This is a genomic window from Bacillus sp. FJAT-27225 (assembly GCF_001685025.1).
In the GTDB taxonomy this organism is placed as follows: domain Bacteria; phylum Bacillota; class Bacilli; order Bacillales; family Cytobacillaceae; genus Bacillus_D.
In genome coordinates this window covers 549,525-575,155 of the sequence record NZ_MAYU01000021.1, presented here as the reverse complement: position 1 = coordinate 575,155, position 25,631 = coordinate 549,525, and the positions used below count along the sequence as shown (strand labels likewise).

Sequence of the window (25,631 nt, the reverse complement as noted above, 5' to 3'; positions counted from 1 at the left end):
TAGCAACCCAGCTACGATAACAGCTTTCTAGAAAGAAGGATTTCAGATGAAAAGAATTGTCGCGCGTAACAAGAAGGTTGAAATCATTGAGGATGCGATGCCGGCGTTGGACGGGAAACCTTCTTACGTATTAATAAAAACAATGTACTCCGTTATTTCACCTGGAACTGAGCTGGCTATTCTTTCTATTAGTGAGAACAAGCAAGTTCATTTGGGATATAGCGCGATGGGGGAAGTAGTCGAATGCGGAACTGATATCACAGATGTGAAAAAAGGCGATTTGGTTGCTTGTTATGGGGCGCCTTATGTTCATCATGATGAATATTTGCTCGTCCCTAAAACTTTGTATGCCAAAGTTCCTGAATCGGTCGACCCGAAGGAAGCCGCTCTTGGAGGACTCGGGGCGATTGCGATTCATGCTCTGAGAATAGCGAACCTTCAATTTGGTGAAACAGTGGTCATTGTCGGTCTCGGTGTACTAGGGCAATTGATTGCTAAAATTGCACATGCCGCGGCTCTTAATGTGATTGCCTATGATTTGAGCAAAAGCAGAGTTGACATGCTTAAGGAAGAGACTATTCAATCCTTTGCATCCATTGAAGAGATGGAGGAAGCCATCCAGGTTGGCACGAAAGGCCACGGCGCTGACGCTGTCCTGTTATGCGCAGGCGGGAAACGGTCTCCGCTTACTCAGGAATGCCTGAAATGGATCCGGAAAAAAGGAAAGGCTGTCATAGTAGGAGATATTGAACCCGACTTCCCTAGAGAATTAATGTTTTCCAAGGAAGCGGAATTGCTTATTTCCCGCGCCGGAGGACCGGGCAGATATGACACTGTCTATGAACGGGAAGCCATTGATTATCCTTACGAATATGTGCGCTGGACAGAAGGCAGGAATGTCGAAGAATACATTCGATTAATCAAAGAAAAACGGATAGATGTTGAGCCATTCATTAAGGAAACCGTCGAGCTGGAAGAAGCCCCTAAGGAATTTGAAAAATTGTTCGAGAAGGATTCTACAACTCTGACAAAATTGATCCACTATAAATAAGTTCTCTCGATGAACTCGGAAGGATTTTTATATTGCTATGGGCCGTAACCACTTTTACTTAGCGGGAACTGTTGTTACCGATAAAAGCATATTTGAAAATATGATCATTGAAATAAGAGACGGAAAAATCATTTATGCAGGCAATAATCACGAAACTATAAGAGAGGATTTGCCATGCTATCAGGCAGCAGGATGGATTTGTCCCGGTTTTATTGATAGTCATATACACGGTGTAAATGGCTTTGATTTTATGGATGGAACAAAGGAAGGTTTTAATTGCATTCGAGAAGGGCTGCCGCAGTTTGGCGTGACGAGTTTTTTGGCAACGTCACGGGCAGCTCCCTTAGAAGATATTAAGACCTTCCTTTTGTTAGGTAAACAGGCTGTACAAGAACAAAGCGGGGCAGAGTGCCTGGGGGTTCATCTGGAAGGCCCATGGATCAATCCGAAATATCAAGGTGCTCAAAAAGCTGAGTATATGCTGAATCCCGTTTTAAAGGATGCAGAATCGATTCTCAATTTTGCCGAAGGAACGATTCGAATCGTAACATTGGCTCCCGAGCTGCCGAATAGCCTTGAAGTGATCAAACTATTACATAAAAACAATGTGGCTGTTTCTGCCGGACATACAGACGCATCTTACGAAGAAATAGAGAAAGCAGTTCGATCAGGGCTTTCGAGGATCACCCACTTTTTCAATGCAATGGCTCCGATTTCCCATCGAAAAATAACAGTCTCATTTGCAGCGCTTTATTTAAACAGTCTGCATTGTGAATTGATAGCCGACGGATTTCATGTCCATCCAAAAATGATTGAATGGCTGTTTAGGTTAAAGGGAGCGGACCATCTAACGTTAATATCCGATTGTACAGGAACCAACCAGTTACCTGATGGCCGCCATTTGATTGGCGGAAAAACAGTCTTTAAACAAGATGGGAAAGTAACATTAGAGAATGGAAGTCTTGCCGGAAGTTCACTCACTTTGAATAGAGCAGTACAATATGCAGTCCGAAACTGCGCTATACCGCTGGAAGATGCAGTTCATATGGCATCATACAATCCGGCGCAAGTTTGCGGAGTTGCTAACCGGAAAGGCAAAATTGCTGCGGGATATGATGCGGACCTGGTGATATTGACGGACGATTTAGAGGTTGAAACAACCATTGTCGGCGGGGACGTTATTTTTCAAAGAAAATAAGATTCAATGAAACGAGGTATCTTGTATGAAAATTAATTTAACGGGTGATACTCATTCAATCTTAACAGGTTTACAGCTGCTATCGGATCAATTGACTATCGAATTACATAGCGACGGGTATCCAATCTCTGTTATCCAGAGGACCGGCCCGATTCATGTCAGCAATAAAGCCGGAAAGGGAGAAATTTTCTTTCAAGAGAAAATTCATTTTTATCGGGCGATTGGATTATGGCTCGAACACTACAACAAGAATGAAGAATTTGAACGGACTGAACAGCCTCAATTCCAAACGAGCGGTGTAATGCTGGATGTTTCGAGGAATGCGGTTTTAAAGGTCGACGAAGTACAAGGGCTGTTAAGGAAGATGGCAATCATGGGATTAAATCTCGTAATGCTCTATACAGAAGACACATACGAAGTTCCCGAATACCCGTATTTTGGCTATATGCGCGGCAGATATACTGAAGCTGAGCTGAAGGCGTGTGATGATTATGCAGCTGACCTCGGAATTGAAATGGTACCGTGTATCCAGACGCTTGCCCATTTAACCATGGCATTAAAATGGGGCTATGCGAAAGACATGCGGGATACGTACGATATTTTATTGGTTGGCGAGGAAAAGACATATCAATTTATCGAGAGCATGATTAAGGCTGCTTCAAAACCTTTTAGAACGAAGCGGATCCATATTGGCATGGATGAAGCATTTCAGCTTGGGCTGGGCCGTTATTTGGAATTGAATGGGTATACGAATCGATTTGAGATAATGAACAAACATTTAAACCGGGTGGTATCGATTACAGAGCAGCTTGGCTTGAAGCCAATGATTTGGAGCGATATGTATTTCCGCTTAGGTTCAAAAACTGGTGAATATTATGATGCCGATGTCCATATCCCAGAAGAAGCAATCGACTCGATTCCAGAAAATGTCCAGCTTGTTTATTGGGACTATTACCATGCAGATGAAGCTTTTTACCGCGACTATATTCAAAAGCATAAAGAATTGGGGAAAAATACTCTATTTGCCGGCGGGGCATGGACATGGAATGGGATTGCACCAAACTATGGCAGAGCCTTTGCAACGAGCGAAGCGGCACTAACAGCGTGTAAAAAAGACGGTATCCAGGAAATTTTTGCGACGATGTGGGGCGACAATGGAGCAGAAACCCCGCTTATTGCTGCCGAACCGGTCATGCAGCTGTTTGCTGAACATACCTACCATGAAAGTTTTGATAAAAACCATTTGGCAGAAAGATTCCAGTTTTGTACAGGCAATCAATTGGAGGATTTCCTTCTTTTGAATCAATTCGATGAAACCCCTGGAGTGATGAAAGATAACCTGGAATCATCAAATCCTTCAAAGTTTTTATTGTGGCAGGATGTGCTGATCGGGTTATTTGATGAAAACATCCGCGGCCTTGGGATGAATGAGCATTATCAAAAGCTTGGCAGTGGGTTAAAGGCTGCCAAGGAACGAAATCCGGATGCATTGCTGCTATTTGATTTCTATGAACAATTAGCAAAGGTTCTTGAAGTAAAGGCAGAAATAGGCTTAAAGGTAAAGTCCGCATATGACCTGAACGATAAGGAGAAAATGGGGATTCTTCTGGATGAGCTTGAGGAGCTCACAAAAGGCGTATCCAGCCTTCATCATAAACACAGGGAAGTTTGGTTTTCTTTATATAAACCATTTGGCTGGGAAGTAATCGAGCACCGCTACGGGGGATTGAAAGCACGGTTGGAAACAGCCCAACTCCGCTTGCAGCAGTGGCTGGATGATTCGATTGACAGAATTGAAGAGTTGGAGGAAAAGAGATTAATTCATGATGGACCAATGGGTATTCCGGAAGGATCTTTAGGCCACCACTACTATTACCGGATCGCAACAGCGGGAAACCTGAATATAAACTAGGTTAATTGGTGGAGTGGGAGTGCTGCTCGCTGTTAGGAACCGGGAAACTCAAAGCCGTGAAAGAAGGTTTGATCGTATGCAAAAAATACTCTTAATTGGCGCGGGAACGATGGGAATGGAACATGCTGCATCCTATTATTCTATGGAGGATGTACATTTAGCCGGAATTGTTGATTTTAGAAAAGAGCAGGCTGAACAACTTATTGGCGAACACGATACAAAAATTTTTTCTACGATAGAAGAAGCTGTAAAGGGCCTGGAGCATATTGATGTCATTGATATTTGTGTTCCGACATTCCTCCATAAGGAATATGTACTGAAGGCTGCGGATTTCGGGATTGATGTGATTTGTGAAAAGCCTTTGGCCTATACGCTTGAGGATGCTCGAGAAATGATTGATTATTGCAGCGAGAAGAATGTGAAGCTATTTGTTGGCCACGTTGTCCGATTTTTTCCTCAATATGCGAAAGTAAGGGAGCTTGTGCAGCAAGGAGCAATCGGTGAGATTGGCGTTGTTCGTACTCGGCGCGGCGGAAATTTCCCGGCAGGCTGGGGAGACTGGTATGCAGACCATGCAAAAAGTGGCGGAGTTATCCTGGATTTAATCATTCATGATTTTGATTTTCTGCGTTGGACATTTGGGGAAGTTGAACGAGTATTTGCGAAGGGACTTGCCGAAAAGAAACTCGAACATCTCGATTATGCACTTGTGACACTCGTTTTTAAATCAGGTGTGATTGCTCATGTTGAAGGCTCTTGGGCCCATCAAACATTCTCTACCCAATTTGAATTTGCAGGAAAAAAGGGCATTCTTGAATATGATAGTTTGAAAGAAGAGCCTGTATTGCTTTCAATCAGGGAGTCAACTGAGGCGAAAAACGGAGTGGCCGTGCCGCAAAGCCCCTTGAAAAAATCACCTTACCTAATCGAGCTTGAACATTTCCTGCACTGTTTAAAGACAAATGAAACTCCGCTTGTTACTGCGGAGGATGCCTACAAAGCAATGGAAATTTCGGCGGCTGCCCTTCAATCGTTAAAAAGCCGTCTGCCGGTCACCCTTTCCGAAAAAGGGGGAGCATTGATATGAAAATTGGAATCATCTCTTTTGCCCATATGCACGCCAATAGCTATGCCTCCGTGCTTCAGGCCATGGATGGTGTAGAGCTTGCCGGAATTGCCGATGACAACGAGGAGAGAGGGAGAAAGAGTTCAGAAGTTTTTAACACAACCTTTTATCATAACTATCAAGATTTGCTAGCGACAGATATAGATGCTGTTATTGTTACTTCCGAGAATAGTCTCCATAATGAGCATGTTATCGCTGCCGCGAAGGCAGGGAAACATGTCCTATGTGAAAAACCATTGGCTACAAATCTCGAAGATATCAAAGAAATGATACAAGTATGCAAGGAACACCACGTTTTACTGGGAACCGCTTTTCCGGTCCGTTTCAATACTCCGATTCAGCAGGCGAAAAAGATGATCGAACAAGGAGTGCTTGGAGAAATTTTAGCGATTAAAGGCACGAATCGCGGGACCAATCCGGGAGGCTGGTTTATTGATAAAGAAAAATCAGGCGGGGGAGCAGTTCTGGACCATACCGTTCATGTTGTAGACATTATGAGATGGTTTACCGGTGCGGAAGTGAAAGAAGTGTATGCGGAAATTGGCAGCGTGTATACCGGCGAGCCTATTGATGATTGTGGAATTCTTACGATGGAGTTTACGAATGGCATGTTCGCCACGTTGGATTGCAGCTGGTCAAGGAATGACTTTTATCCAACATGGGGCGATGTAACGCTAGAAATGATTGGATCGAAAGGAACTCTGAAAGTAGATGCTTTTTCCCAGAAAGTTGATGTGTATTCCGATACTGAAGGAGTTAAATGGCTTGGCTGGGGAGATGACATGGATGCCGGCCTGATTGAGGATTTTGTCAAATGCATAAAAGAAGGAAGGTCCCCTCTGGCAACAGGCCAAGCGGGATTGGCGGCAGTAGAAGTGGCACTCGGAGCCTATCAATCGTTTGATACGAAAAGACCTGTGAAACTTCGTTAAGAAAAAGGGAATCAAGGGATACTTGATTTCCTTTTTTAAAAAATGCATCGATATATAGGCTGGACGCAGCTAAAAATGCGGAAGTCCAGTCAGAGTGATGTCCTATTTGGGTTAATGGAGCAGTACGTACCGAGGCTTTAGAACAATTTACATTGATTAGTAGCAGCGTGCAGACGAGGGGTTAATCGACTAAATCAATCCTAAATAAATAGAGGTGTATAAAGTTGACGGTGTCTCAAGAATTACATGCGGATGTTGTGATAGTTGGCGCGGGACTTGGTGGATGCTCAGCGGCGTTATCCGCACTTCAATCCGGAAAAACAGTTATTTTAACTGAAGAAACGAAATGGATTGGCGGTCAAATCACGAGCCAGGGTGTTCCGCCGGATGAACATCCCTGGATTGAAAGCTTTGGCGCAACAAGGAACTATCGTACATTCCGAAGAAAGGTTCGAGAATACTATATTGACAATTTTCCTGTGAAAACTCACCAGCGGATGAGTGGCCAGTTCAATCCTGGCAACGCAATTGTCAGTACGATCAGCCATGAACCGCGCGTCGCATTGCGAGTGCTTTATGATATGCTGGCACCTTATCTGCATAGTGGGAGGCTCACTTTGTTAACGGAGTATAAAGTGAGTGACGCTGAGACAGATAAGGATAAGGTTCGCTCTGTTACCGTTAAGAATGGAGCGGCAGGGCAGTCATATTTGTTAAGGGGGAGTTATTTTTTAGATGCAACTGAAATGGGTGATGTATTGCCGCTTGCGAACGTCGAATATGTAATCGGAGCTGAATCGCAGGCGGAAACGGGTGAACCTCATGCGCCAAAGGGAGAAGCAGAGCCATTCAATATGCAGGCTTTTACTCATTGCTTTGCAATCGATTATCTTGAAGGGGAAAACCATACGATTGAAAAACCCGCCCAATATGAGTTTTGGAAGAACTATCAGGCAGATTTTTGGCCAGCTAAGCAGTTGAGCTGGTGGGGGGTTGTCCCTTATACATTGGAACCTATCGAATATTCATTCTTTTACGAACCGGGCCGTTTTTCGTTATGGAATTACCGGAGGCTTATCGATAAATCGAATTTTGAACCAGGAACGTTTCGGAGTGATATTACTGTTATCAATTGGCCGCAAAATGATTATTGGCTCGGTCCTATTATTGACGTGGAAGAAGAAGAGAAACAAAAGCATCTCTATAACGCGAAACAATTAAGTCTTTCGTTATTATATTGGCTGCAAACGGAAGCACCTCGGCCGAATGGAGGATACGGGTACCCTGGTATACGGCTCCGGAAGGATGTTTTAGGTACTGAAGATGGGTTAGCCATGTATCCATACATACGGGAATCAAGGAGAATTAAAGCCGAGTACACGGTAACCGAACTGGATATTAGCGGTGAAATTGAAGGGAAGGAAAGTGCGACGTTTTTTGAAGACAGTGTCGGGATTGGCTGTTATCGCCTCGATCTTCATCCTAGTACAGGATTGGACACGTATATTGATATTTCGTCCCATCCATTCCAAATTCCACTGGGAAGTTTGATACCCATTCGAGTTGAGAATTTGTTGCCTGCAGCTAAAAATATCGGAACGACCCATTTATCGAATGGCTGTTATCGGCTTCACCCAGTCGAATGGAATATAGGGGAAGCGGCTGGCCACTTGGCAGCGTATTGTATCGACCATTGTGTAACTCCACGCGAAGTAAGAAATAACGAAGATCGTTTGAAGGATTTTCAGGCTCGCTTGGCACAAGCTGGAATTGAACTTGAGTGGCCTAAAATTCATAAAGTGTGAAGGGGTGAATAATTGTGATTGCTCTCGTCGACAAAAGCAAACAAATGAAAAGCTTGGTGGAATTTACCGATTACTTTTATGAAATTGATCAGTTAATAGATGAAGATTTACTGCGCTATACGTATATTTTTATAAATGGAAATGACAATGGAACTCCATTGAAATTGTCTTATGAACTACTGGAAAAACTATGGGCGTTTGTCGAACAAGGCGGTACCCTATATGGTGAATTGATCAATTGCGATGATTTTCCAACTTCCAGGCTGTTTGGCTTTAAGCAGGATTTTGTTGTGACCAATCGCCGCCTTGAAAAATTGGTTATCGCAAGGGATAACGGCTCTTGCAAACAAGGCCAGCTGCTTGAATGGCATGGACCGTTTTTAACTGGCTTTCCCTTTGATACGGAACGATTAGTCAATATTGGCCATTTTAAAGAAACACATAGGACGGAATCAGTTGGGGACTATCCAGGAATCGTTGTGAAAAAGTATGGCGACGGAAAAGCAATCTTTTCAGCCATTTCCTTTCTTGGCAACGAACAGCCCTGGACATTGCGGCCCAATTGGCTGTGGAATGACTTCATCAAGTCACTGCAGGATGAGTTTCAGTTACCGATTCGGGAGATTCAGCCAACCATTAAAATCGCAAACAATACCGACAATGAAAAGACAATTAAACAGGGTGTGAATTGGTTTTTACAATCGGGGATATTGCCGAAGGATGATGGAAGTCTTGGAGTGTATGAAAATATCCATTCAATCCGAAGTGAACTAAGCAAGGACTACCGGCCGGATTGCCATGCTCATACAGCTCTGATGTTCCATTTATATAGTGAATATACTGGAGAAACAAAATGGGCACAGATATCGGCTAATTTAATGAGCTATTTATTTGAAGCGGGTTATCAGGATACGGACCCCGATTCAGGTACCTATGGCTTTTGGAAATGGTTTCAGAGCCCTAAACCGAAACCGGATCAAATTTTTTCGGACGATAATAGCTGGGTAGCACTCGTTCTATTATATCTTTACCGTAAAACTGGAATCGAACAATACAAAGACAGAGGCCTATTAACGGCTTATGCATTATTAAATACGCAAAATCGGAATGGACTGCGTCCTGAATGTATACGTGAAAGTGAGTTGGCAGAAAAGGGCGCTTCCTATTTTAGGGACTCAAACGAAGCCAGCATGAATCCGCATTTTGAGTCGATCGTTCATACTGCTTTTGTTCAGGCGTATCTCGTTTCAAATGATGAGCGTTTTAAGCAGGCTGCCTATCAAGGAACAATGACTTTATTGGAGAATAAAGAGAACCTGAAATTCATGTATAGCAAGACAGCAGGCTACAGCCGTTTTCTCCTATCTTTAGCACAAATGGTTGGACTGACGAAGGATGAAAAAATTCGCCAGGGATTATATGAAGTAATCGATTATTTATCCGCCAATCAACACGTGTTAGGCGGCGTCGAGGAAAGTGATAATCCGGATCCGGAACGGTACGGTTTTGAGGATACTGGTGTATTCCAATTGAATAATGAAGGAATCGCTGATCAGTTATATACGAATAATTTCCTGATTGTGAATGCCTGGGAGGCTTATAAAGCAACTGGCGATCGGAAGGTGAAAGATTTTTATGAGAAGCTGGTTCAATTTATATCGACGGTTCAAATCTCTTCTTCTAAAAAAGAATTTGATGGCGGCTGGATGCGTTCATTTCATCTGGACAGGGGCGAGTACTTTGGAAACAATGGCGACACAGGCTGGGGCGCGTATGTCATTGAAAGTGGATGGACCAATGCGATTATCTTATCAGGCCTGCTCCTGACCGAAATGAATGTATCGCTGATTGAATAGGAGGTGTGCTTGTTGCAAGAATTTCAGATAACAATACTAAATGAAGATACTGTGATCAAGTTTGCGGAAGAAGAGCTGCGAAAATACGGAAAATTCGTTAACGGATCCATCCGGTATTCGTTTGTGTTAGGGACCTATCACGATTTTAATCAGAGGAGCCTTATTGAATCGTCTCTTGATAGGTCAGAAGATACCTTTCAGGTGTTAAAGAAAGATAGTGAGATTTATATAATAGGAGCGAACCCGCGCTCGGTACTCTTTGGTGTTTATCATGTTTGTAAGAAGCTGTTTGGGTATAAGTGGGTTAGTTTTTTATCAAAAGAGGAATTGCTTGAGGAAAATGAAACAGTCACCTCCAACATCCATTCCGGAAAAATGAAGAGAAGAGGCTTGGTTGTTGAGAATTACGAAGATATAGATTTTCTTGTGCAGCTAATTGACTGGGCAGCAAAGCACTATATAAATGAATTGTTTTTTACGTTTATGTTATGGGACAAAGTAAAGCATATAGTGGCCGACGAGATTGAGAAAAGAGGGTTGGCAATTACCCTGGGCGGACATAGTATGCATTATCTTTTACAGGAAGGATCGGAATTCGGGAAAAAGCAAGTCGACTTTTCAGATGATTCCTGGAAGGATGTCGCTATCCGTAAAATCAAGGATTATTGCAAGGAGGCCAGTTCGATAAGGCGGGTTTCCCTTTGGCCAGCGGATGTCGGGGTAAAAGACAACCATCGCTTCCTTTCTGATTATATCGAGTTTACGGAACAACTAAAAAATCAGCTTCCCGATCTTCATGTTGAACATATTGCATATAACGCAGGATTATCATGGGGGATGCTGGAGCTCCCTGAAGAGCTGGCCAGTTCAAAATCAGTCGACACTTTATTTGCCTATTGGGGCAGGAATTACAAGCAGTCTTTTTCAAAGGAAGAAAGAGCCTTTAAAGCACTCCATGAATGGCGCCAGGCAACGAAGGCGAACAAAAGAGAATTGACCGTTTTTGAATATTATAGCGATCATTTCATGTTAGGCGATTTGTTCCCGCCGTTGTTTCAAAGGATACGGGAAGATATTCAAACGTTTTCGCAGTTGGGTATTGAACAAATTGTCAATTTGATTGTTCCTTACATTCCGAAGCAGAATGCAAAGCAAGAGGATTTCGACTATCCATGGGAATCAATTCAGCTGATGAATGGGTATTTTTTTGCACGGCTGAGCTGGGGAGATTCTTTTGAAGAAGTTGAACAAGATTTTTACTCGATATTTGGAGAGTCCAGGGTAGACGTGAAACGTGTGCTAGAGAAAATGGAATTGCTCCTGTCTGAAGTTTCGAAATGGAATGTGCCGCTGTTTCCCAACCGGCTGATTGATCCTGAAAAGGTGGAAATCTCACCCGATTTGGATGCGATTATCGATGATATAAAAAGCTGGAAACGCGAGATTGAACAAATAAGCAGTAAACCAGTCACCGAAATTACTGACCCATCCAGCATGATTTCATTTTACATTCACTTCGTTGCAGGAAAATTGGACTACTATTTATCAAAGTGGAATTAATAGGGACGGTTCTCGTTTGTCAATTGGCTAAGGAGAACCGTCCCTGTTTGCTGTTATAGGAAACTTTAGATTTCGGAATTGTGTATAACTCTTTTATTGAAATTGTCCACGTCTAGCTCCAGCGCCTACGCGTGCGCAAACTTCAGGTCTCCTCCCTACGATAAGTCATCATCGAATCGCTAATGCTCTTCGGATTCCTTTATCTCAGTCGAAGCCCCTCATGACCACTAAGGAAAGCTCCCTAGAATTATCATCGCAGGGACAGGCGTTTTTTGCCTGTCACGAAGGCGCTTGCGCTTTTGTTCCTATAGTACGTTTTGGAGGACAAAGTTGCTTATGAATAAGATGGCGATGAAGTAAAGGGCAGGATGGATTTCCTTCCCTTTGCCCATTAACAGTTTGATTAGCGGGTACAAGATGAACCCAATTGCCATTCCATCCGCAATGCTGTATGTCAATGGTATCAGGACAATAATCATCAGTGCGGGAAAGCTTTCTGTTAAGTCATCCATCGAAAGTTTAGCAATGTTTTGCAGCATAAGGACTCCTATCAGGATCAGAATGGGAGAAACTGCGCTTGTCGGAACAGCTTTTATAATAGGGATAAATAAAAACGATAGCAGAAACAAGAATCCGGTAAAAATGCTGGTTAATCCGGTTCTCCCTCCAGCTGTAATTCCGGCTGCTGCTTCAACGGAGGCGACCGTAGGGCTTGTACCGAAGATTCCGGATGATAAAACGGAAATGGCTGTAGCCTGAAGCGATTTCTTACCGCTTTCCGGGCGATTAAGCATGTTGCTATGGCCATGAATCAGGCCAATATTTTCAAACACAATCACCATCGCAAAAGAGAGAGACGTCAGCCAGAAAATAATATTTCCTGCTTGTGCAAACGAAAGCTGGCCAAAAAATCCTAAGTATTCATTAAAATCCGGCATTGAAAAACTAATACCCCTAAAATCGGAGTCCCCGAACCAAATCGATAACAACGACGTGATTATGATGCTAATCAATAGATTACCAGGTACATTTTTTATAAATAATAGAATCGTAATAATGAGTCCGAAAAAGGTGATGAGGACAGAAGTACTGCTTAAATCTCCAATGGCGAGTAAAGTATGCTCGGAGCTTGTAATAATCCCCGCATTTTCAAAACCAATCAAAATCAATAAAATTCCAATTCCAATTGTAATGGCCTCTTTTAAGGAATTCGGAATAGATGAGGTAATCATTTTTGCCATTGGTGTAAAAGCAATCACGACAAACAGCAAGCCTGAAATGAACACCATTGCCAAGGCTTCCTGCCATGAAAATCCCCCAGATTGGACGATTGTGTAGGTAAACATCGCATTGAGCCCCATACCAGGAATAATGATTAGCGGCGTATTGCTATAAAAACCGACCAGTAAACAGCCGAATGCACTTGTAAGGATTGTCGCAATGATGCCCGCTTCCATCGGAATTCCTGCCGATGCCAGGATGGTCGCGTTCACGATAATAATATAAACGACTGTAATATAAGAAATAAAACCGGCGGTAAACTCGTTGCCCAGTGTTGTGTTGTGTTGCTGAAGTTTAAATAGGCGTTCCATGTTAATCCCCTTTCTAGTCCGTTTGTTATCGTAGCATAGACAATATTGATATGAAAAATATATAATTTATATGAAAACTATTTAATTTTTATATAGAGAGGGAGGGTTTATGGACATTAAACAACTTCGCTACTTTATTTCGATTGCTGAGGAAAAAAATATAACAGCCGCTGCGAAAAAACTTCATATGTCACAGCCGCCGCTCAGTATTCAGCTTAAACAGCTCGAAGAGGAACTAGGGGTTCTTCTATTCGAAAGAAACGGCAAAAACATGGAACTGACCGATAAGGGACAGCTTCTTTATCAGCGTGCCTTACAGCTTGTAAATAATCTTGAAGAGATAAAAAGTGAATTACAGGATACGGAGGAAGGAAAAAGGGGTGCCTTGAATGTGGGCATCAATACGCTGTCAGTCTCCGGGTTTCCGGAAAGGCTTCAGGCGTTTCATAAAAAGTATCCGCTGGTTTCCTTGAAGGTAGTCCAAAATGACTCGCTGTATTTGGCGGAAATGGTGAAATCAAGGGTGATTGAGCTGGCATTTGTCAGGCTTCCGCTCGAACACCGTGGCTTGAAATTCCATCATCTTATTAGTGAGCCGTTTGTTTTTGTAAGCAATGCGGAAATATCCGAAGTTTCATTAAGTAAAATTTCTCAATCGCGTCTGATCATTCCAAGTACAGAAGGATTGGGGATTTACAATACCATTCTTGAAACCTTTACGAGGGAAAAGTTACAACTTAAAATGGCAGCCGAGTGTTCCGACATGCATGTATTAATGGAGTTGGTCCGAGGAGGAATGGGAGTGACAATTGTCCCTAAATCTGTTTTTGATGTGTACGGCGGTGATAAAAACCTCTACTCCGCGCAAATTAGTGATGTCAACATGACATCATCGCTAGGAATCATTTGGCTCGAACAGCATCATCTATCCACCCCTGCCAAAAACTTCATCAACCTAGCGGCAAATGGGGAGGTTCCAAGACAGTTCAATGTTTGGCAAGACCCAAACCAGGACAATCGCAGCTGAAGTGCTAAATCCGTGTAAAGGATTGAAAAAAATTGCGGAACGAGGAATTCAGCGAGTTTGAAAATAATTCAGCGGTTCTGGTTTGCCAGTGACAAACCAGAACCAGCCCCTTAAACTGACTGGCGTCCTTCAAATGGAAAATCGTCTTCCATGCGCCGTTTTTTCAAGAGTCCAAAGAAGTTTTCAATTTCACGTTCTGCGCTCAGGAGTGAATCGGAGCCATGGATCACGTTTTCTTCTTTTGTATTGGCGAAGTCACCGCGAATAGTTCCTGGCAACGCCTCAGCCGGGCTTGTCTTTCCAATCATCAGCCGGGAAACTTCTATAATATTTTCTCCTTCCCAGACCATTGCAAAAACTGGGCCGGATGTTATAAAGTCAACTAGTTCACCGAAAAATGGTTTTTCTTGATGCTCCATATAATGAAATTCTGCTTTCGCACGGTCCACCGTCATTAGCTCGGCGTTTAAAAGGTTGAATCCTTTTCCTTCAAACCGCTTAATGATTTCCCCGACCAATCCTCGTTTGACTCCATCGGGCTTAACCATGATAAATGTCCGTTGTAATCCCATATGCTCACCTCTAATAGTTTTTAAAAACTGCTGATTTTTTGCTATTATCCAGTATGGCGAAAATAACAGTATTTTAAACTTATCCCATTTGCTTTCAGCCGTTCCATTAACTGCCTGAAACACATGGCTATTGTTCTATTTAAATATCATGTCCAACTTGTTATCATATGAGGATGTCTCGTTTCATAAGCTGATGATTGTGGGCGCCAATCTTTGTTTTTTTATTATTAACAGAGAGTATGCAACAAGAAAGAAGGGTATTGATCATGTCTTTAGTTTCATTTGTAATGAACATTTCATTCCTGGGGTTGGAGGAAGAACTATTAAAAGATTTAGGGATTTCAATAGGGATATTGGCTGCGTTTATTCTTTTTAGAAATCTGTTCACAAAATATGTGTTTCAGCTTGTTATAAAATTGGCCAGAAAAAAACCGACGGAATTTCTATCCCAAATCTGCTTAAGTTTTGAAAAGCCGTTAAGCTGGGCGTTTATCATTGTTGGTTTGTATGTATCAATGGATTATTTTCCGTTTGTTGAACAGCAAAATGCATTCTTTTTAAAATGTTTGCGCTCGATGGTGATTGTTTTAATTACATGGGGATTGTTTAATTTGTCGTCTCCTTCTACCGGGATCTTAATCAGTATAAATAAGAAGATGAACAATCGGATTGATTTGATTCTTTTACCGTTTCTGTCAAGAACGATTCGTGTCATCCTCGTTGCAATCAGTATCAGCATTATTGCACAGGAATTTGATTATGATGTAAATGGGCTGGTTGCAGGGCTTGGTTTAGGCGGGCTTGCATTTGCGTTGGCTGCAAAAGAAGCGGTAGGCAATATCATCGGCGGTGTTGTTATTGTTACGGAAAAACCATTTTCCATTGGCGATTGGATATTGACGCCGAGTGTAGAGGGAACAGTCGAAGATATTAATTTCCGGAGCACAAAAGTTCGGACGTTCAGCCAGGCATTGGTTACGGTACCGAACGCTACACTTGCAAATGAAGCGATTACGAATTGGAGCCGGATGGGAAAAAGGCGGGTTAATTTTAATTTAGGGCTCAATTATCTGACAGGCAAGGACCAAATTCAAAAAGTGGTTACACGGATCGAGAAGCTATTGAATGACCGCGATGATGTCCACCCGGATACAATTATGGTGGCTTTTGACCATTATGGGGATAGCGGCCTCGATATCCTAATCTATTTCTTTACAACAACAACGGTTTGGGCGGAACATGTCCAAATCAAGCATGAGATCAACCTGGCAATCATGGGGATCCTGGAGGAAGTAGGGGTGGAAGTTGCTTTTCCTACCCGCACCATCTACGTCTCTCAGGAATCAAATGAGATGTTTCATACGATGGGTTCATTTGACCGGAATAATTAAAAAACAAGGGAATGGTCTCGTTTTTCAAAGAATGAGAACCATTTCCTTGTGCTTTATGTTATACTATTGTTATTGCGGAAAAACAAAGTGTGTAAAAAGGGAGGGAAAAGGCTAATTAATTAACACTAAATACTTAATCGATACACATTCTGTTATCCTTCAAAACGAGCATTCTTTTTTGAGAGGGTAGAGTTGAATGTGAAAAAATTTACCGCAGGGAGGAGACAGTCTGTGTAGAGCACTATGAAAGGATGATTGCATGAGTGTGAACCAGACAACAACAAATTTAACAGTAGAAAAAGACGATTATTCATTTGAACAGGTTCCGGTAGAAAAACGGAACATGGGGTGGTTTAGTGTAACGAACATAACGTTTGGCATCGCCACTGCAATTTTTTATTTTCAAACAGGCAGTGTTATGGCACTCCAGTTTGGCGCGATGAACGCCATTATTTCAGCGATTTATGCCATCGTGATTGCCGGAATTTTAGGTACAGTTATTGCCTATTTATCCGCAAAATCGGGGATGAACGTAAATCTTATGTCCAGACAGGGCTTTGGTTATATTGGTGCTTCGTTAACCTCTTTAATTTACGCATCCAATTTCATCATGTATTGTGCATTCGAAGGTATGATTCTCGTTACCGCTGTACATGCATATTTCCCCGCAATTCCATTGTGGCTTCTAATTGTCGTTTTTGGATCAATTGTCATCCCACTAAATTGGTTCGGTATAAAACAATTGGACAAGTTGCAAAAATGGTCATTACCGATCTTTGGTATCTTCTTAATTACCACTATAATCGTCGCGTTCAATACACCATCTAAATATGGTGGACAATTTTGGACGTATCTGCCGGAAGGTGTACAAATCGGCGGAACAGCTTTACTTTTATGTATCGGAATGCAACATGGTATCATGGGTTTAACAGCTCTTATTGCGTCCGATTATGCGCGTTTCCTTAAACCAAAGGATATTAAACTTGGTTCGTTTATGATTGGATTTATTCCACAAATTTTCTGTTTTGGTGTTATGGGTTTTCTGGGGATATGGTTTGGTGTTACATTAGCCGAGTCCAACCCCGGGGTATACATTGTCACATTGCTTGGACTAGGTGGAGTGGTATTTACGATGTTAACACAGCTGCGTATTAACATTACAAATATTTACAGTGCGTCCTTGTCATTATCCAATTTTTTTGAGAATGTATTTCATTTCAAACCCGATCGCCGTTTTTGGGTTGTTTTCTCAGCGGTTGTATCGATTGTCCTGATGCTTGGGGGCATTTTGGACCACTTAGCAAGTGCCATGACCTTCCAGGGAGTTCTGTTAATGGCTTGGGCTGCTATTTTAGTCACAGATGCATTGGTCGTGAAGAAGTTGTTGAAAATTGTCCCGCCGGAATATGAAGCGAGACAGGATCGATTATACAAGTGGAATCCGGTTGGAGTTCTGCCATTGCTTATTTCAAGTGTAATCGGAACGATTGCAGCCTTAGGATACATGGGGCTGTTCCTGCAAAATACTGCTACTTTCTTTGCTGCGTTATTAGCCTCAGTTCTTACGGTTGTCGTAGCCGTGTATACGAAAGGCAAATACTATAGTAAAAATACAGCTATCGTAAAGGATGTACATTCCAAAAGAGGAAGACACATGTACAACACACCTTCAGAAAAGAGCAGCTGATAAAGTCGGGGGGCGGTTCTCGTTTGCTTTTTGGCAAAAAAGAACCGTCCCTAATTTTTGATTTGCTTTTTTTAAAAGTATGTGTTATTCTTAAGAAGAATTATTTTTGTTCGGTGTAAAGGATGCATAAAGTTCGACTTTTCGTCTTAATGATCACTTTGGGCAGGGATAGTAATACAATGTGCTTTAGCACTAGGAGGCAACAAACATGGAACAAGGTACAGTTAAATGGTTTAACGCAGAAAAAGGCTTCGGATTCATCGAGCGCGAAGGTGGAGACGACGTATTCGTTCATTTCTCTGCAATCCAGTCCGAAGGTTTCAAATCATTAGACGAAGGTCAAAAAGTTACTTTCGACGTTGAGCAAGGTGCACGTGGACCTCAAGCTGCAAACGTTCAAAAAGCATAATACTGATAAATGACCAAAACAGACTCCGTAAAAAGGGTCTGTTTTTTTTTGTTCAAAAAAATATGTAAATAAAAACCCTACTCAAGGAGCGAGTAGGGAGATGGTTTCCGGTAAAGGAAAAGGTTATTGCTAAAAGGCTTTCTCAGTATACCATACTGAGTTTGAAAATGTGTACTTTAATTTGTTCTTATCAGTCTTTTTTAACTAATTCATCTTCGAAGTAAAAAGTAGAGGGATTCTCCTTGATGGTATAAGAATATTGCTTCATATTTTTCACAAACATGAATTTGCTGATTGTTGCCAGTTCATCTGTTGCTTTTATGGTCACTTTATCACCAATTTGATATTTATTTTTTCCAGACATTTTCGCACCTCATTTGAAATAAGCAATACATTTCTCTTGTTAAAAGTCGTGTTCTTCCTTATTGAGTATTTTAATTCCGATTAATAATTGGGTCGTATGATGGGGAAGAAATTGAATGTCATTGAATTCAGGGTCTACATAAGAAATTTCCACTATACTATCGGGGTTGAGTCGTTGGTGGTTTTCTGTTATTTGCTCGATTTTCCGATCCAATTCCTTTTGGTTATTCGCAAAAGTGAGTGTAGTCATTGTAGTCATCATCATTCTCCTTTTCTCCATATAGACAGACAAAAGTGACTTCCTTCCTCCTCTTCACTTTTAGAATATTTGTCCCAGGATGTAATCCCTACTTCTATCTTACCATTATCCCCAACATTTTGTTTCTTTTGTGCTGAACTGCTAAATAATATCGGGATATGAATCCGGTGCACTGTCGAGTTATGTACTATACAATGATTTTTGAGAACGGATTCATATAAGGGGGACAAAAAGTGATTAAAGGCTTCAGAAAGGTTAAGCGCATTCAGTCAGACATGATCCATATACGAGACCCGTTTATTTTCACTCACAAGCAAGAAGGGAAATATTATTTATTCGGAACTACGTTTGCAGATGGATGCGGCGATGAGGACCCTATTTTTGAAGTATATGTAAGTGAGAATTTACATGTGTGGGAAGGTCCCTATGTAGCGTTTAAGCCGAAAAAAGGGTTTTGGGGAGTCAGGCATTATTGGGCACCAGAGGTTTTTGAAATAGATGGCCGCTTCTATATGTTTGCTTCATTTAAAGGAGGTATTGCCGAACATCGCGGTACCGGTATCCTTGTGGCTGACCATCCCGCCGGCCCTTATACAGACCACAGTGAAGGTCCTGTGACTCCTGGTGATTGGGAGTGTCTTGATGGGACTTATTATGAAGATGAGCTGGGCGAAAGATGGATTGTTTTCTGCCATGAATGGACTCAAATTTTTGAGGGAAGAATAAAGGCACTCCGGTTATCAAGGGACTTAAAAAAATCGGTAGGTGCTCCCATTGAAATCCTGAATGCAGCCAAGATGCCGTGGATTCGCCAATTTTCTGATCCTCGTATTGAAAAAAGCGGCTACCTGACTGATGCACCGTTTCTCTTTATGGCAAGGAGCGGCGAGCTTATCCTGCTTTGGTCCAGCTACTCTATACCGAATTACAGTGACCGAGGTTTAGGCGGCTATACTGTTGCAGTTGCAAGGTCGACATCGGGGCGGGTGGAAGGACCATGGATTCATGACGAAGAGCTGCTGCTAGACCGAAATGCCGGACATTCAAGCTTGTTCCGGGACCTGGAGGGACAGTTGTATATTTGTACTCATTATCCTGATACACCACATGGAAACGAAAGGCCGCTATTTCTTAAAGCAAAAGAAATGGAGTAACAAGGACAGTTCTCGTTTGCGATTAGCAAATAAGAATCATCCTCTTTGCCGAATTAGGGGAGAATAGTAATTTTTGTAAGGGGAATGGAGGTGTATCCGTTTTCAATGTTCCTTTTTCAGGAAAAATTGTGACTTTTTTGTGAATCAAACATTTAAAGTGTATATTTCTTGACTAAAAAGTATTATTCAATAATAATAGTCATTGTGATTAGAATTATTATCACATAGAAATTATTACTCATCACTACGTTCAAGGAGGAAACAAAACATGTCTCTTATCGGAAAAACAGTCTCACCTTTCGCTGCGAAAGCATACCACAACGGTGAATTCATCGATGTAACTGATCAAAACTTCACAGGTAAATGGAGTGTCGTTTGCTTCTATCCAGCTGACTTCACATTCGTTTGCCCTACTGAACTGGAAGATCTGCAAAACCAATATGCTACATTGAAAGATCTAGGTGTTGAAGTATATTCAGTTTCAACTGATACTCACTTTACACATAAAGCATGGCATGACCATTCTGATGCAATCAGCAAAATCGAATATGTCATGATCGGCGATCCTTCCCAGAAGATTTCCCGTATCTTTGATGTTCTTGATGAAGAAGAAGGCCTTGCACAGCGTGGTACATTCATCATCGATCCAGATGGTGTTGTCCAGGCTATGGAAATCAACGCTGACGGTATCGGCCGTGACGCGAGCACTCTTGTTAATAAAATCAAAGCAGCACAATATGTACGCAACAACCCAGGCGAAGTTTGCCCGGCTAAATGGCAGGAAGGCGGAGAAACACTTAAGCCTAGCCTTGACCTTGTAGGCAAAATTTAAGGAGCACGATAAACATGTTGTTAGATGCAGATATTAAAGCACAATTGGAACAATACCTCCAGATGATGGAGGGGGAAGTACTGTTAAAAGTAAGTGCAGGATCTGATGACGTATCTCGCGACATGCTTGCTCTAGTTGATGAACTTGCAACTATGTCACCAAGAATTAAAGTGGAAAAAGCTGAGCTGGAGAGAACTCCGAGCTTTAGTGTCAACCGCATTGGCGAAGACACGGGCATTGTTTTTGCCGGCATCCCGCTTGGCCATGAATTTACGTCGCTTGTCCTTGCTCTCCTGCAGGTTAGTGGCAGGGCACCGAAAGTGGATCAAAAACTCATTGACCAAGTGAAAAGCATTAAAGGCGAATACCATTTTGAATCTTACATCAGCCTGACTTGCCACAACTGTCCTGACGTCGTCCAGGCTTTGAATGTGATGAGCCTAGTGAACCCTGGCATCACTCATACAATGATTGAAGGGGGAGCATTTAAGGAAGAAGTGGAAAGCAAAGGCATCATGGCTGTTCCAACGGTATTCCTGAATGGCGAATCGTTCGGAAGCGGACGCATGTCTTTGGAAGAAATCCTTTCAAAGATCGCCGATGCCCCGGATGCATCGGAATTCAATGATAAGGAGCCGTTTGATGTACTTGTTGTCGGCGGTGGCCCTGCTGGTGCAAGTGCGGCGGTTTACGCTGCGCGCAAAGGCATTCGCACTGGTATCGTCGCTGAACGCTTTGGCGGCCAGGTAATGGATACGCTTGGCATCGAGAACTTCATTGGCACGAAATATACGGAAGGCCCTAAGCTTGCTGCCACCCTTGAAGAGCATGTAAAAGAGTACGATGTGGATATCATGAACCTCCAGCGTGCTGTAGGTCTTGAGAAGAAAGACCTCATTGAACTTGAGCTTGAAAATGGGGCAGTGCTGAAGAGTAAAACGGTAATCCTTTCAACTGGCGCCCGCTGGCGGAATGTCGGGGTACCAGGTGAAGCCGAGTTTAAAAACAAAGGTGTAGCCTATTGTGCACACTGTGACGGCCCGCTATTTGAAGGAAAGCATGTTGCTGTAATTGGCGGAGGCAACTCCGGAATTGAAGCGGCCATTGACCTGGCTGGGATTGTGAAGCATGTCACAGTTCTTGAATTCATGCCGGAACTAAAAGCTGATACAGTTCTGCAGGACCGCCTGTACAGCTTGTCGAATGTCACCGTCATTAAGAATGCTCAAACTAAGGAAATTACCGGAACCGACAAGGTAAACGGAATTACTTATATTGACCGTGAAACAGAACAAGAGCATCATATAGAGCTTGAAGGCGTATTCGTCCAGATCGGCTTAGTTCCAAACACCGACTGGCTTGGCGATAAAATCGAGCGCACGCGTTTCGGAGAAATCGTTGTAGACAAGCACGGTTCAACCAGCATTCCTGGTGTATTTGCTGCAGGCGACTGTACAGACAGCGTCTATAAGCAAATCATCATCTCAATGGGATCTGGTGCAACCGCCGCGTTGGGTGCATTCGATTATCTAATCCGGCATTAAACTAAGGGGACGGTTCTGCTTTTCCATGTGGAAAAGCAGAACCGTCCCTTATTTGTTAAAAGGCATGGGAATGTGTTCCCAATGCCTTTTTGTGCAATTTGATGACTCTATTTAGGCCTTTTTGCAATCATTTCGATCTCGACTTCCGCCCCAAGCGGCAGTGCTAAAACTGCTACACATGTTCTTGCTGGGTATGGTTCGGAAAATTGTGTTGCGTATACCTCATTCATAGCCGAAAAGTTTTTCATATCGGTTAAATATACATTTACCTTCACCACATCATCGGGTGTAAGATTAGCAGCTTCCAGCGCCTCGAATAAATGGACAAAACACTGCCTTGTTTGGGCTGCAATGTCACATGGATTTTTGTCTTTGTCAATCGAGTTCATCGCGGTTTGCCCGGAAAAATAAACTAAATCACCTGCGTCTACCGCATGTGAGTATGGGCCAGATGCTGCTGAACCCTTTGCATTATAAGCTTTTCTAGTCATTGAATAGTCCTCCTTAACGTATGAGTTGTTCCCTCTCGATGAATTTATCCCGCATGTAACGGGCTGTAAGACCCCCACCTAAAGGCAGGGAATCAAAGAAGCGTAGGTGGGGGATAACAGCCGCATGCGCCCGATTGGTGAGATACAGTGAAACTTGCCGCTGTGCTTTTCAGCGGCATAGTTGAACCAATCGGGTTCATAGTGCCGCTTGGTCGCCGTAATTTGGCTAGTTAGCGGCAGTAGAACGGGACTAACAATCAGTGGGGGATGAAGAAAACCCCCACTGATTGAAGTTTCACTTTATCCCGCATAAAGGGACAGTAACCTCTTTCAGAGGAACTGTCCCTAAATGCCCGATTGGTTCAACTAACAATCAGTGTGGGATGAAGCCCCCCACTGATTGAAGTTTCACTTTATGTCGAAAGATGGTTCATTTTCAGAACACGTCTTTGAACGCCAAGTGAGGGCGGATAATGTTTTAAAAATGCCTCCGTGTATAAGAAACAATCTTGGGCCCAAGCTCTATAATACCTTATATCCATTTTATCGCCACGATTCTGCAACTTGGGTTTTTCCTCTGCCATTTCCTTTATTGTTAGGAATATTATTCCCGCGAAAGGAACCTATAATAAGAGGACACATTAGCAGTGACTAGGGTGTTCAACTATAACAGCCTATCGAATAATTTTTTTGTTTCAAGTTAGAATGGTTATAAAAATAACTGGAAACAAGCCATAAAGGTTTAACTCAACAAGAATAATTTTCTATATAAAACGGTCAAACTAACAAGTGCGGGATGGATTTCGTTAGGTGATCGACATGATCAAAGGGGTGATTCGATTGGCCGATGTCAATCGAGAACAATTAAAAGCAGCTGGTTTTAGTGACGACATATTACCGACCAAGCCAAAGGATAAAAATTGGAACGTCGGAAATTATACATCAATTTGGATGGGTTCAGTGCATAATATCCCAAACTACATTGCCATTGGCGGACTTTTTGCTATAGGGATGTCTGTTGGACAAGTTTTCGCTGTAATTATATGTGCGTCCATACTATTAGCGGCAGCGATGGTTCTAAATGGCCATGCAGGTTCTAAATATGGTTTGCCTTTTGCGATGCTGATACGCACCTCTTTCGGTACAAAAGGCGCAATGATTCCTGGCGTATTAAGGGGGATAATTGCAGCAATCATGTGGTTTGGATTCCAGACATTCGCAGGCAGCCAAGCATTATCAATTCTAATTGGAAAGATTTGGCCAACGTATATCACTCTGGGAGGGGATTGGAATTTACTTGGATTATCTTTGCCTGGGCTAATTTCGTTCCTGTTATTCTGGTTATTGAATGTTGCTTTAATTTATGGGGGAATGGAATTCTTAGGGAAATTCGCAAATATCCTTTCACCGCTTGTTTATATTGTTTTTGGTGGTATGGCGATCTGGGCAATTAACTTGGCTGGAGGTATTGGCCCCATCTTGGCTTATACGGGTGCTGATATCAGCGGTAATAAAGTTATCGTCTTTTTGGCAGGCGTAACTGCAGTTATTGCTTCTTGGGCAGCTCCGATTGTAAACGTTTCTGACTTTACAAGATTGGCTCGCTCTACAAAGGACCAAGCTATTGGACAAACTTTAGGTTTAATTGTGGCGTATTTATTGTTTGCAATTGCAAGCATTTCGATTATTGTTGGCTCCGAGATTGCTTTTGGTACACCAATATGGAATGTACTTGAAGTTGTAGCTCGATTCGACAGTGGCTTTGCTATAGCGATATCAGTACTGACTTTATGCTTAACAACATTGGCGGTGAATGTGACAGGGAATATAGTTCCTGCCGGTTACCAATTGGCATCGCTATTCCCGAAAAAATTAACATTTAAGTCTGGTGCGACAATCGCAGCTGTAATTGGGATTCTTGTCATGCCTTGGAAACTTATGGAGAATGCGACAAGTATTTTTACATTCTTAAATATAGTTGGCGGCTTATTGGCTCCAATCGCAGGTGTGATGCTAGCCCAGTACTTCATCGTTTCAAAACAGGAAATTGATTTGGAAGAATTGTATTCACAAAATGGAAAATACAATTATAAGAATGGATTTAATGTGAATGCCCTCATCACATTGGTTATTGCAGGGGTACTTTGCCTAATCGGTAATTTCGTCCCGTTCTTTAAACCGCTTTATGATATTTCGTGGTTTGTAGGAATTATTTCAGCATTCATTCTTTATACTATCCTTGAGTTTCGTACTACAAAAAAAGTAATCGCCTAAATAACTTGCCAGAAAGTGTCGACGATGGGTATCGCTTTCTTGAGTCGCATAGTATTCAAGTTAATAAATAGATTCCAAAAATAAACTTTATAGGTGGGTTATCCAAAAATTAAGCCGATTAATATAATTGAGCCGGTAAGCTACGATATAACACCAGTAGGGATAGACAAAAAAAGCAACTTTCCCTCCAATTTAGGAAGAAAGTTGCTTTTTTTGTCTTGTTAATGATTCCTGAATTATTCCTAAACGGAAGTTTTTCAATTGCATTGACAATAGGGAAAAGCCTCAAGCGATGAAGATTCACTTCTTAATGAATTAAAAAATTTACTATACTAATATATTTCCGTTGGTCAAAGTGAATAACTGTTTGTTCAAAGTGAACACTATATTAGAATTGTATATGCACAGTTGATAATACAAGCTTGATTTTTTGTTTAATGGAGATAACGACCTTTGATGAAAAACTTTGTATAATAATTTTGTGGCGTTGAAAGCGTTATTATGAGGTTGTGAAATTTTCATGAGATAATATTGAATTGCTATTCCTCATTTTATGTTTTAATTATAGGCTTAAATAAAATAATTTCTATAGCATC

At 42.1% G+C, this 25,631-nt stretch carries 21 protein-coding genes; 16 read left to right on the top strand and 5 right to left on the bottom strand.

The features are described from left to right. Positions 1 to 46 precede the first annotated feature (46 nt). The 8 genes from A8F94_RS14745 to A8F94_RS14710 all read left to right on the top strand — a co-directional run bounded on the left by A8F94_RS14745 (position 47) and on the right by A8F94_RS14710 (position 11,440). Complete coding sequence (locus A8F94_RS14745; protein ID WP_066201964.1) at positions 47 to 1,051, top strand: zinc-dependent alcohol dehydrogenase; 1,005 nt, start codon at positions 47 to 49, stop codon at positions 1,049 to 1,051. 37 nt (positions 1,052 to 1,088) lie between these two features. Next, entirely contained in the window at positions 1,089 to 2,249 is a 1,161-nt protein-coding gene (gene nagA / locus A8F94_RS14740) for an N-acetylglucosamine-6-phosphate deacetylase (RefSeq protein WP_066201962.1), read from the top strand. A 25-nt stretch (positions 2,250 to 2,274) separates the two neighbouring features. After that, on the top strand, positions 2,275 to 4,161 hold the full coding sequence (locus tag A8F94_RS14735; RefSeq protein WP_066201961.1) for a beta-N-acetylhexosaminidase: 1,887 nt from the start codon (positions 2,275 to 2,277) through the stop codon (positions 4,159 to 4,161). Between the two features lie 76 nt (positions 4,162 to 4,237). Further along, entirely contained in the window at positions 4,238 to 5,248 is a 1,011-nt protein-coding gene (locus A8F94_RS14730; protein WP_066202444.1) for a Gfo/Idh/MocA family protein, read from the top strand. Further along, a complete protein-coding gene (locus tag A8F94_RS14725) occupies positions 5,245 to 6,219 on the top strand; it encodes a Gfo/Idh/MocA family protein (RefSeq protein WP_066201959.1) in 975 nt (324 codons plus the stop codon). Before A8F94_RS14730 ends, A8F94_RS14725 begins: the two co-directional genes overlap by 4 nt. 230 nt (positions 6,220 to 6,449) lie before the next feature. After that, a complete protein-coding gene (locus A8F94_RS14720; RefSeq protein ID WP_066202443.1) occupies positions 6,450 to 8,024 on the top strand; it encodes an FAD-dependent oxidoreductase in 1,575 nt (524 codons plus the stop codon). A 14-nt stretch (positions 8,025 to 8,038) separates the two neighbouring features. Then, a complete protein-coding gene (locus tag A8F94_RS14715; RefSeq protein WP_066201957.1) occupies positions 8,039 to 9,880 on the top strand; it encodes a hypothetical protein in 1,842 nt (613 codons plus the stop codon). Positions 9,881 to 9,892: 12 nt separating this feature from the next. Then, on the top strand, positions 9,893 to 11,440 hold the full coding sequence (locus tag A8F94_RS14710) for a hypothetical protein (RefSeq protein ID WP_066201955.1): 1,548 nt from the start codon (positions 9,893 to 9,895) through the stop codon (positions 11,438 to 11,440). Positions 11,441 to 11,745: 305 nt separating this feature from the next. On the opposite strand, the gene A8F94_RS14705 is transcribed toward A8F94_RS14710, so the two are convergent. After that, a complete protein-coding gene (locus A8F94_RS14705; RefSeq protein ID WP_066201953.1) occupies positions 11,746 to 13,032 on the bottom strand; it encodes an NCS2 family permease in 1,287 nt (428 codons plus the stop codon). 109 nt (positions 13,033 to 13,141) lie between these two features. On the opposite strand from A8F94_RS14705, the gene A8F94_RS14700 reads away from it, so the two are divergent. Then, the gene (locus A8F94_RS14700) at positions 13,142 to 14,059 is read left to right on the top strand and encodes a LysR family transcriptional regulator (RefSeq protein ID WP_066201951.1); all 918 of its coding nucleotides are present in this window, start codon (positions 13,142 to 13,144) and stop codon (positions 14,057 to 14,059) included. Between the two features lie 110 nt (positions 14,060 to 14,169). On the opposite strand, the gene ndk is transcribed toward A8F94_RS14700, so the two are convergent. Beyond that, a complete protein-coding gene (gene ndk / locus A8F94_RS14695) occupies positions 14,170 to 14,631 on the bottom strand; it encodes a nucleoside-diphosphate kinase (protein WP_066201949.1) in 462 nt (153 codons plus the stop codon). A 266-nt stretch (positions 14,632 to 14,897) separates the two neighbouring features. On the opposite strand from ndk, the gene A8F94_RS14690 reads away from it, so the two are divergent. The 3 genes from A8F94_RS14690 to A8F94_RS14680 all read left to right on the top strand — a co-directional run bounded on the left by A8F94_RS14690 (position 14,898) and on the right by A8F94_RS14680 (position 18,118). After that, on the top strand, positions 14,898 to 16,022 hold the full coding sequence (locus tag A8F94_RS14690; RefSeq protein WP_254660863.1) for a mechanosensitive ion channel family protein: 1,125 nt from the start codon (positions 14,898 to 14,900) through the stop codon (positions 16,020 to 16,022). Positions 16,023 to 16,281: 259 nt separating this feature from the next. Then, a complete protein-coding gene (locus A8F94_RS14685; protein ID WP_066201947.1) occupies positions 16,282 to 17,709 on the top strand; it encodes a purine-cytosine permease family protein in 1,428 nt (475 codons plus the stop codon). Positions 17,710 to 17,917: 208 nt separating this feature from the next. Beyond that, complete coding sequence (locus A8F94_RS14680; protein ID WP_009791915.1) at positions 17,918 to 18,118, top strand: cold-shock protein; 201 nt, start codon at positions 17,918 to 17,920, stop codon at positions 18,116 to 18,118. 190 nt (positions 18,119 to 18,308) lie between these two features. Here the strand turns inward: A8F94_RS14680 and A8F94_RS25785 are convergent, their stop codons facing one another. Then, complete coding sequence (locus A8F94_RS25785) at positions 18,309 to 18,482, bottom strand: hypothetical protein (protein ID WP_175384429.1); 174 nt, start codon at positions 18,480 to 18,482, stop codon at positions 18,309 to 18,311. Positions 18,483 to 18,521: 39 nt separating this feature from the next. Further along, the gene (locus tag A8F94_RS14675; RefSeq protein WP_139070097.1) at positions 18,522 to 18,740 is read right to left on the bottom strand and encodes a hypothetical protein; all 219 of its coding nucleotides are present in this window, start codon (positions 18,738 to 18,740) and stop codon (positions 18,522 to 18,524) included. A 233-nt stretch (positions 18,741 to 18,973) separates the two neighbouring features. Between A8F94_RS14675 and A8F94_RS14670 the strand changes: the two genes are divergently transcribed. From A8F94_RS14670 to ahpF, 3 genes are all read left to right on the top strand, one after another. Further along, complete coding sequence (locus A8F94_RS14670) at positions 18,974 to 19,894, top strand: glycoside hydrolase family 43 protein (RefSeq protein WP_077247726.1); 921 nt, start codon at positions 18,974 to 18,976, stop codon at positions 19,892 to 19,894. Positions 19,895 to 20,162: 268 nt separating this feature from the next. Continuing rightward, positions 20,163 to 20,726, top strand: coding sequence for an alkyl hydroperoxide reductase subunit C (gene ahpC, locus A8F94_RS14665; RefSeq protein WP_066201943.1), 564 nt, complete (start codon positions 20,163 to 20,165; stop codon positions 20,724 to 20,726). A gap of 14 nt (positions 20,727 to 20,740) precedes the next feature. Continuing rightward, complete coding sequence (gene ahpF / locus A8F94_RS14660; RefSeq protein ID WP_066201941.1) at positions 20,741 to 22,270, top strand: alkyl hydroperoxide reductase subunit F; 1,530 nt, start codon at positions 20,741 to 20,743, stop codon at positions 22,268 to 22,270. A gap of 107 nt (positions 22,271 to 22,377) precedes the next feature. Here the strand turns inward: ahpF and A8F94_RS14655 are convergent, their stop codons facing one another. Then, complete coding sequence (locus A8F94_RS14655) at positions 22,378 to 22,761, bottom strand: RidA family protein (protein WP_066201939.1); 384 nt, start codon at positions 22,759 to 22,761, stop codon at positions 22,378 to 22,380. Between the two features lie 819 nt (positions 22,762 to 23,580). Between A8F94_RS14655 and allW the strand changes: the two genes are divergently transcribed. Then, positions 23,581 to 25,035 carry an allantoin permease gene (gene allW, locus A8F94_RS14650; RefSeq protein WP_066201935.1) on the top strand — a complete coding sequence of 485 codons (1,455 nt, stop codon included), beginning with the start codon at positions 23,581 to 23,583 and terminating at the stop codon, positions 25,033 to 25,035. Positions 25,036 to 25,631 lie beyond the last annotated feature (596 nt).

Excerpts from the sequence above, each read along its gene's own strand:
- A8F94_RS14745 (WP_066201964.1), top strand. The coding sequence starts at position 47 with ATGAAAAGAATTGTCGCGCGTAACAAGAAGGTTGAAATCATTGAGGAT.
- nagA (WP_066201962.1), top strand. The coding sequence starts at position 1,089 with ATGGGCCGTAACCACTTTTACTTAGCGGGAACTGTTGTTACCGATAAA.
- A8F94_RS14735 (WP_066201961.1), top strand. The coding sequence starts at position 2,275 with ATGAAAATTAATTTAACGGGTGATACTCATTCAATCTTAACAGGTTTA.
- A8F94_RS14730 (WP_066202444.1), top strand. The coding sequence starts at position 4,238 with ATGCAAAAAATACTCTTAATTGGCGCGGGAACGATGGGAATGGAACAT.
- A8F94_RS14725 (WP_066201959.1), top strand. The coding sequence starts at position 5,245 with ATGAAAATTGGAATCATCTCTTTTGCCCATATGCACGCCAATAGCTAT.
- A8F94_RS14705 (WP_066201953.1), bottom strand. The coding sequence starts at position 13,032 with ATGGAACGCCTATTTAAACTTCAGCAACACAACACAACACTGGGCAAC.
- A8F94_RS14700 (WP_066201951.1), top strand. The coding sequence starts at position 13,142 with ATGGACATTAAACAACTTCGCTACTTTATTTCGATTGCTGAGGAAAAA.
- ndk (WP_066201949.1), bottom strand. The coding sequence starts at position 14,631 with ATGGGATTACAACGGACATTTATCATGGTTAAGCCCGATGGAGTCAAA.
- A8F94_RS14690 (WP_254660863.1), top strand. The coding sequence starts at position 14,898 with ATGTCTTTAGTTTCATTTGTAATGAACATTTCATTCCTGGGGTTGGAG.
- A8F94_RS14685 (WP_066201947.1), top strand. The coding sequence starts at position 16,282 with ATGAGTGTGAACCAGACAACAACAAATTTAACAGTAGAAAAAGACGAT.
- A8F94_RS14680 (WP_009791915.1), top strand. The coding sequence starts at position 17,918 with ATGGAACAAGGTACAGTTAAATGGTTTAACGCAGAAAAAGGCTTCGGA.
- A8F94_RS25785 (WP_175384429.1), bottom strand. The coding sequence starts at position 18,482 with ATGTCTGGAAAAAATAAATATCAAATTGGTGATAAAGTGACCATAAAA.
- A8F94_RS14675 (WP_139070097.1), bottom strand. The coding sequence starts at position 18,740 with ATGACTACAATGACTACACTCACTTTTGCGAATAACCAAAAGGAATTG.
- ahpC (WP_066201943.1), top strand. The coding sequence starts at position 20,163 with ATGTCTCTTATCGGAAAAACAGTCTCACCTTTCGCTGCGAAAGCATAC.
- ahpF (WP_066201941.1), top strand. The coding sequence starts at position 20,741 with ATGTTGTTAGATGCAGATATTAAAGCACAATTGGAACAATACCTCCAG.
- A8F94_RS14655 (WP_066201939.1), bottom strand. The coding sequence starts at position 22,761 with ATGACTAGAAAAGCTTATAATGCAAAGGGTTCAGCAGCATCTGGCCCA.
- allW (WP_066201935.1), top strand. The coding sequence starts at position 23,581 with ATGATCAAAGGGGTGATTCGATTGGCCGATGTCAATCGAGAACAATTA.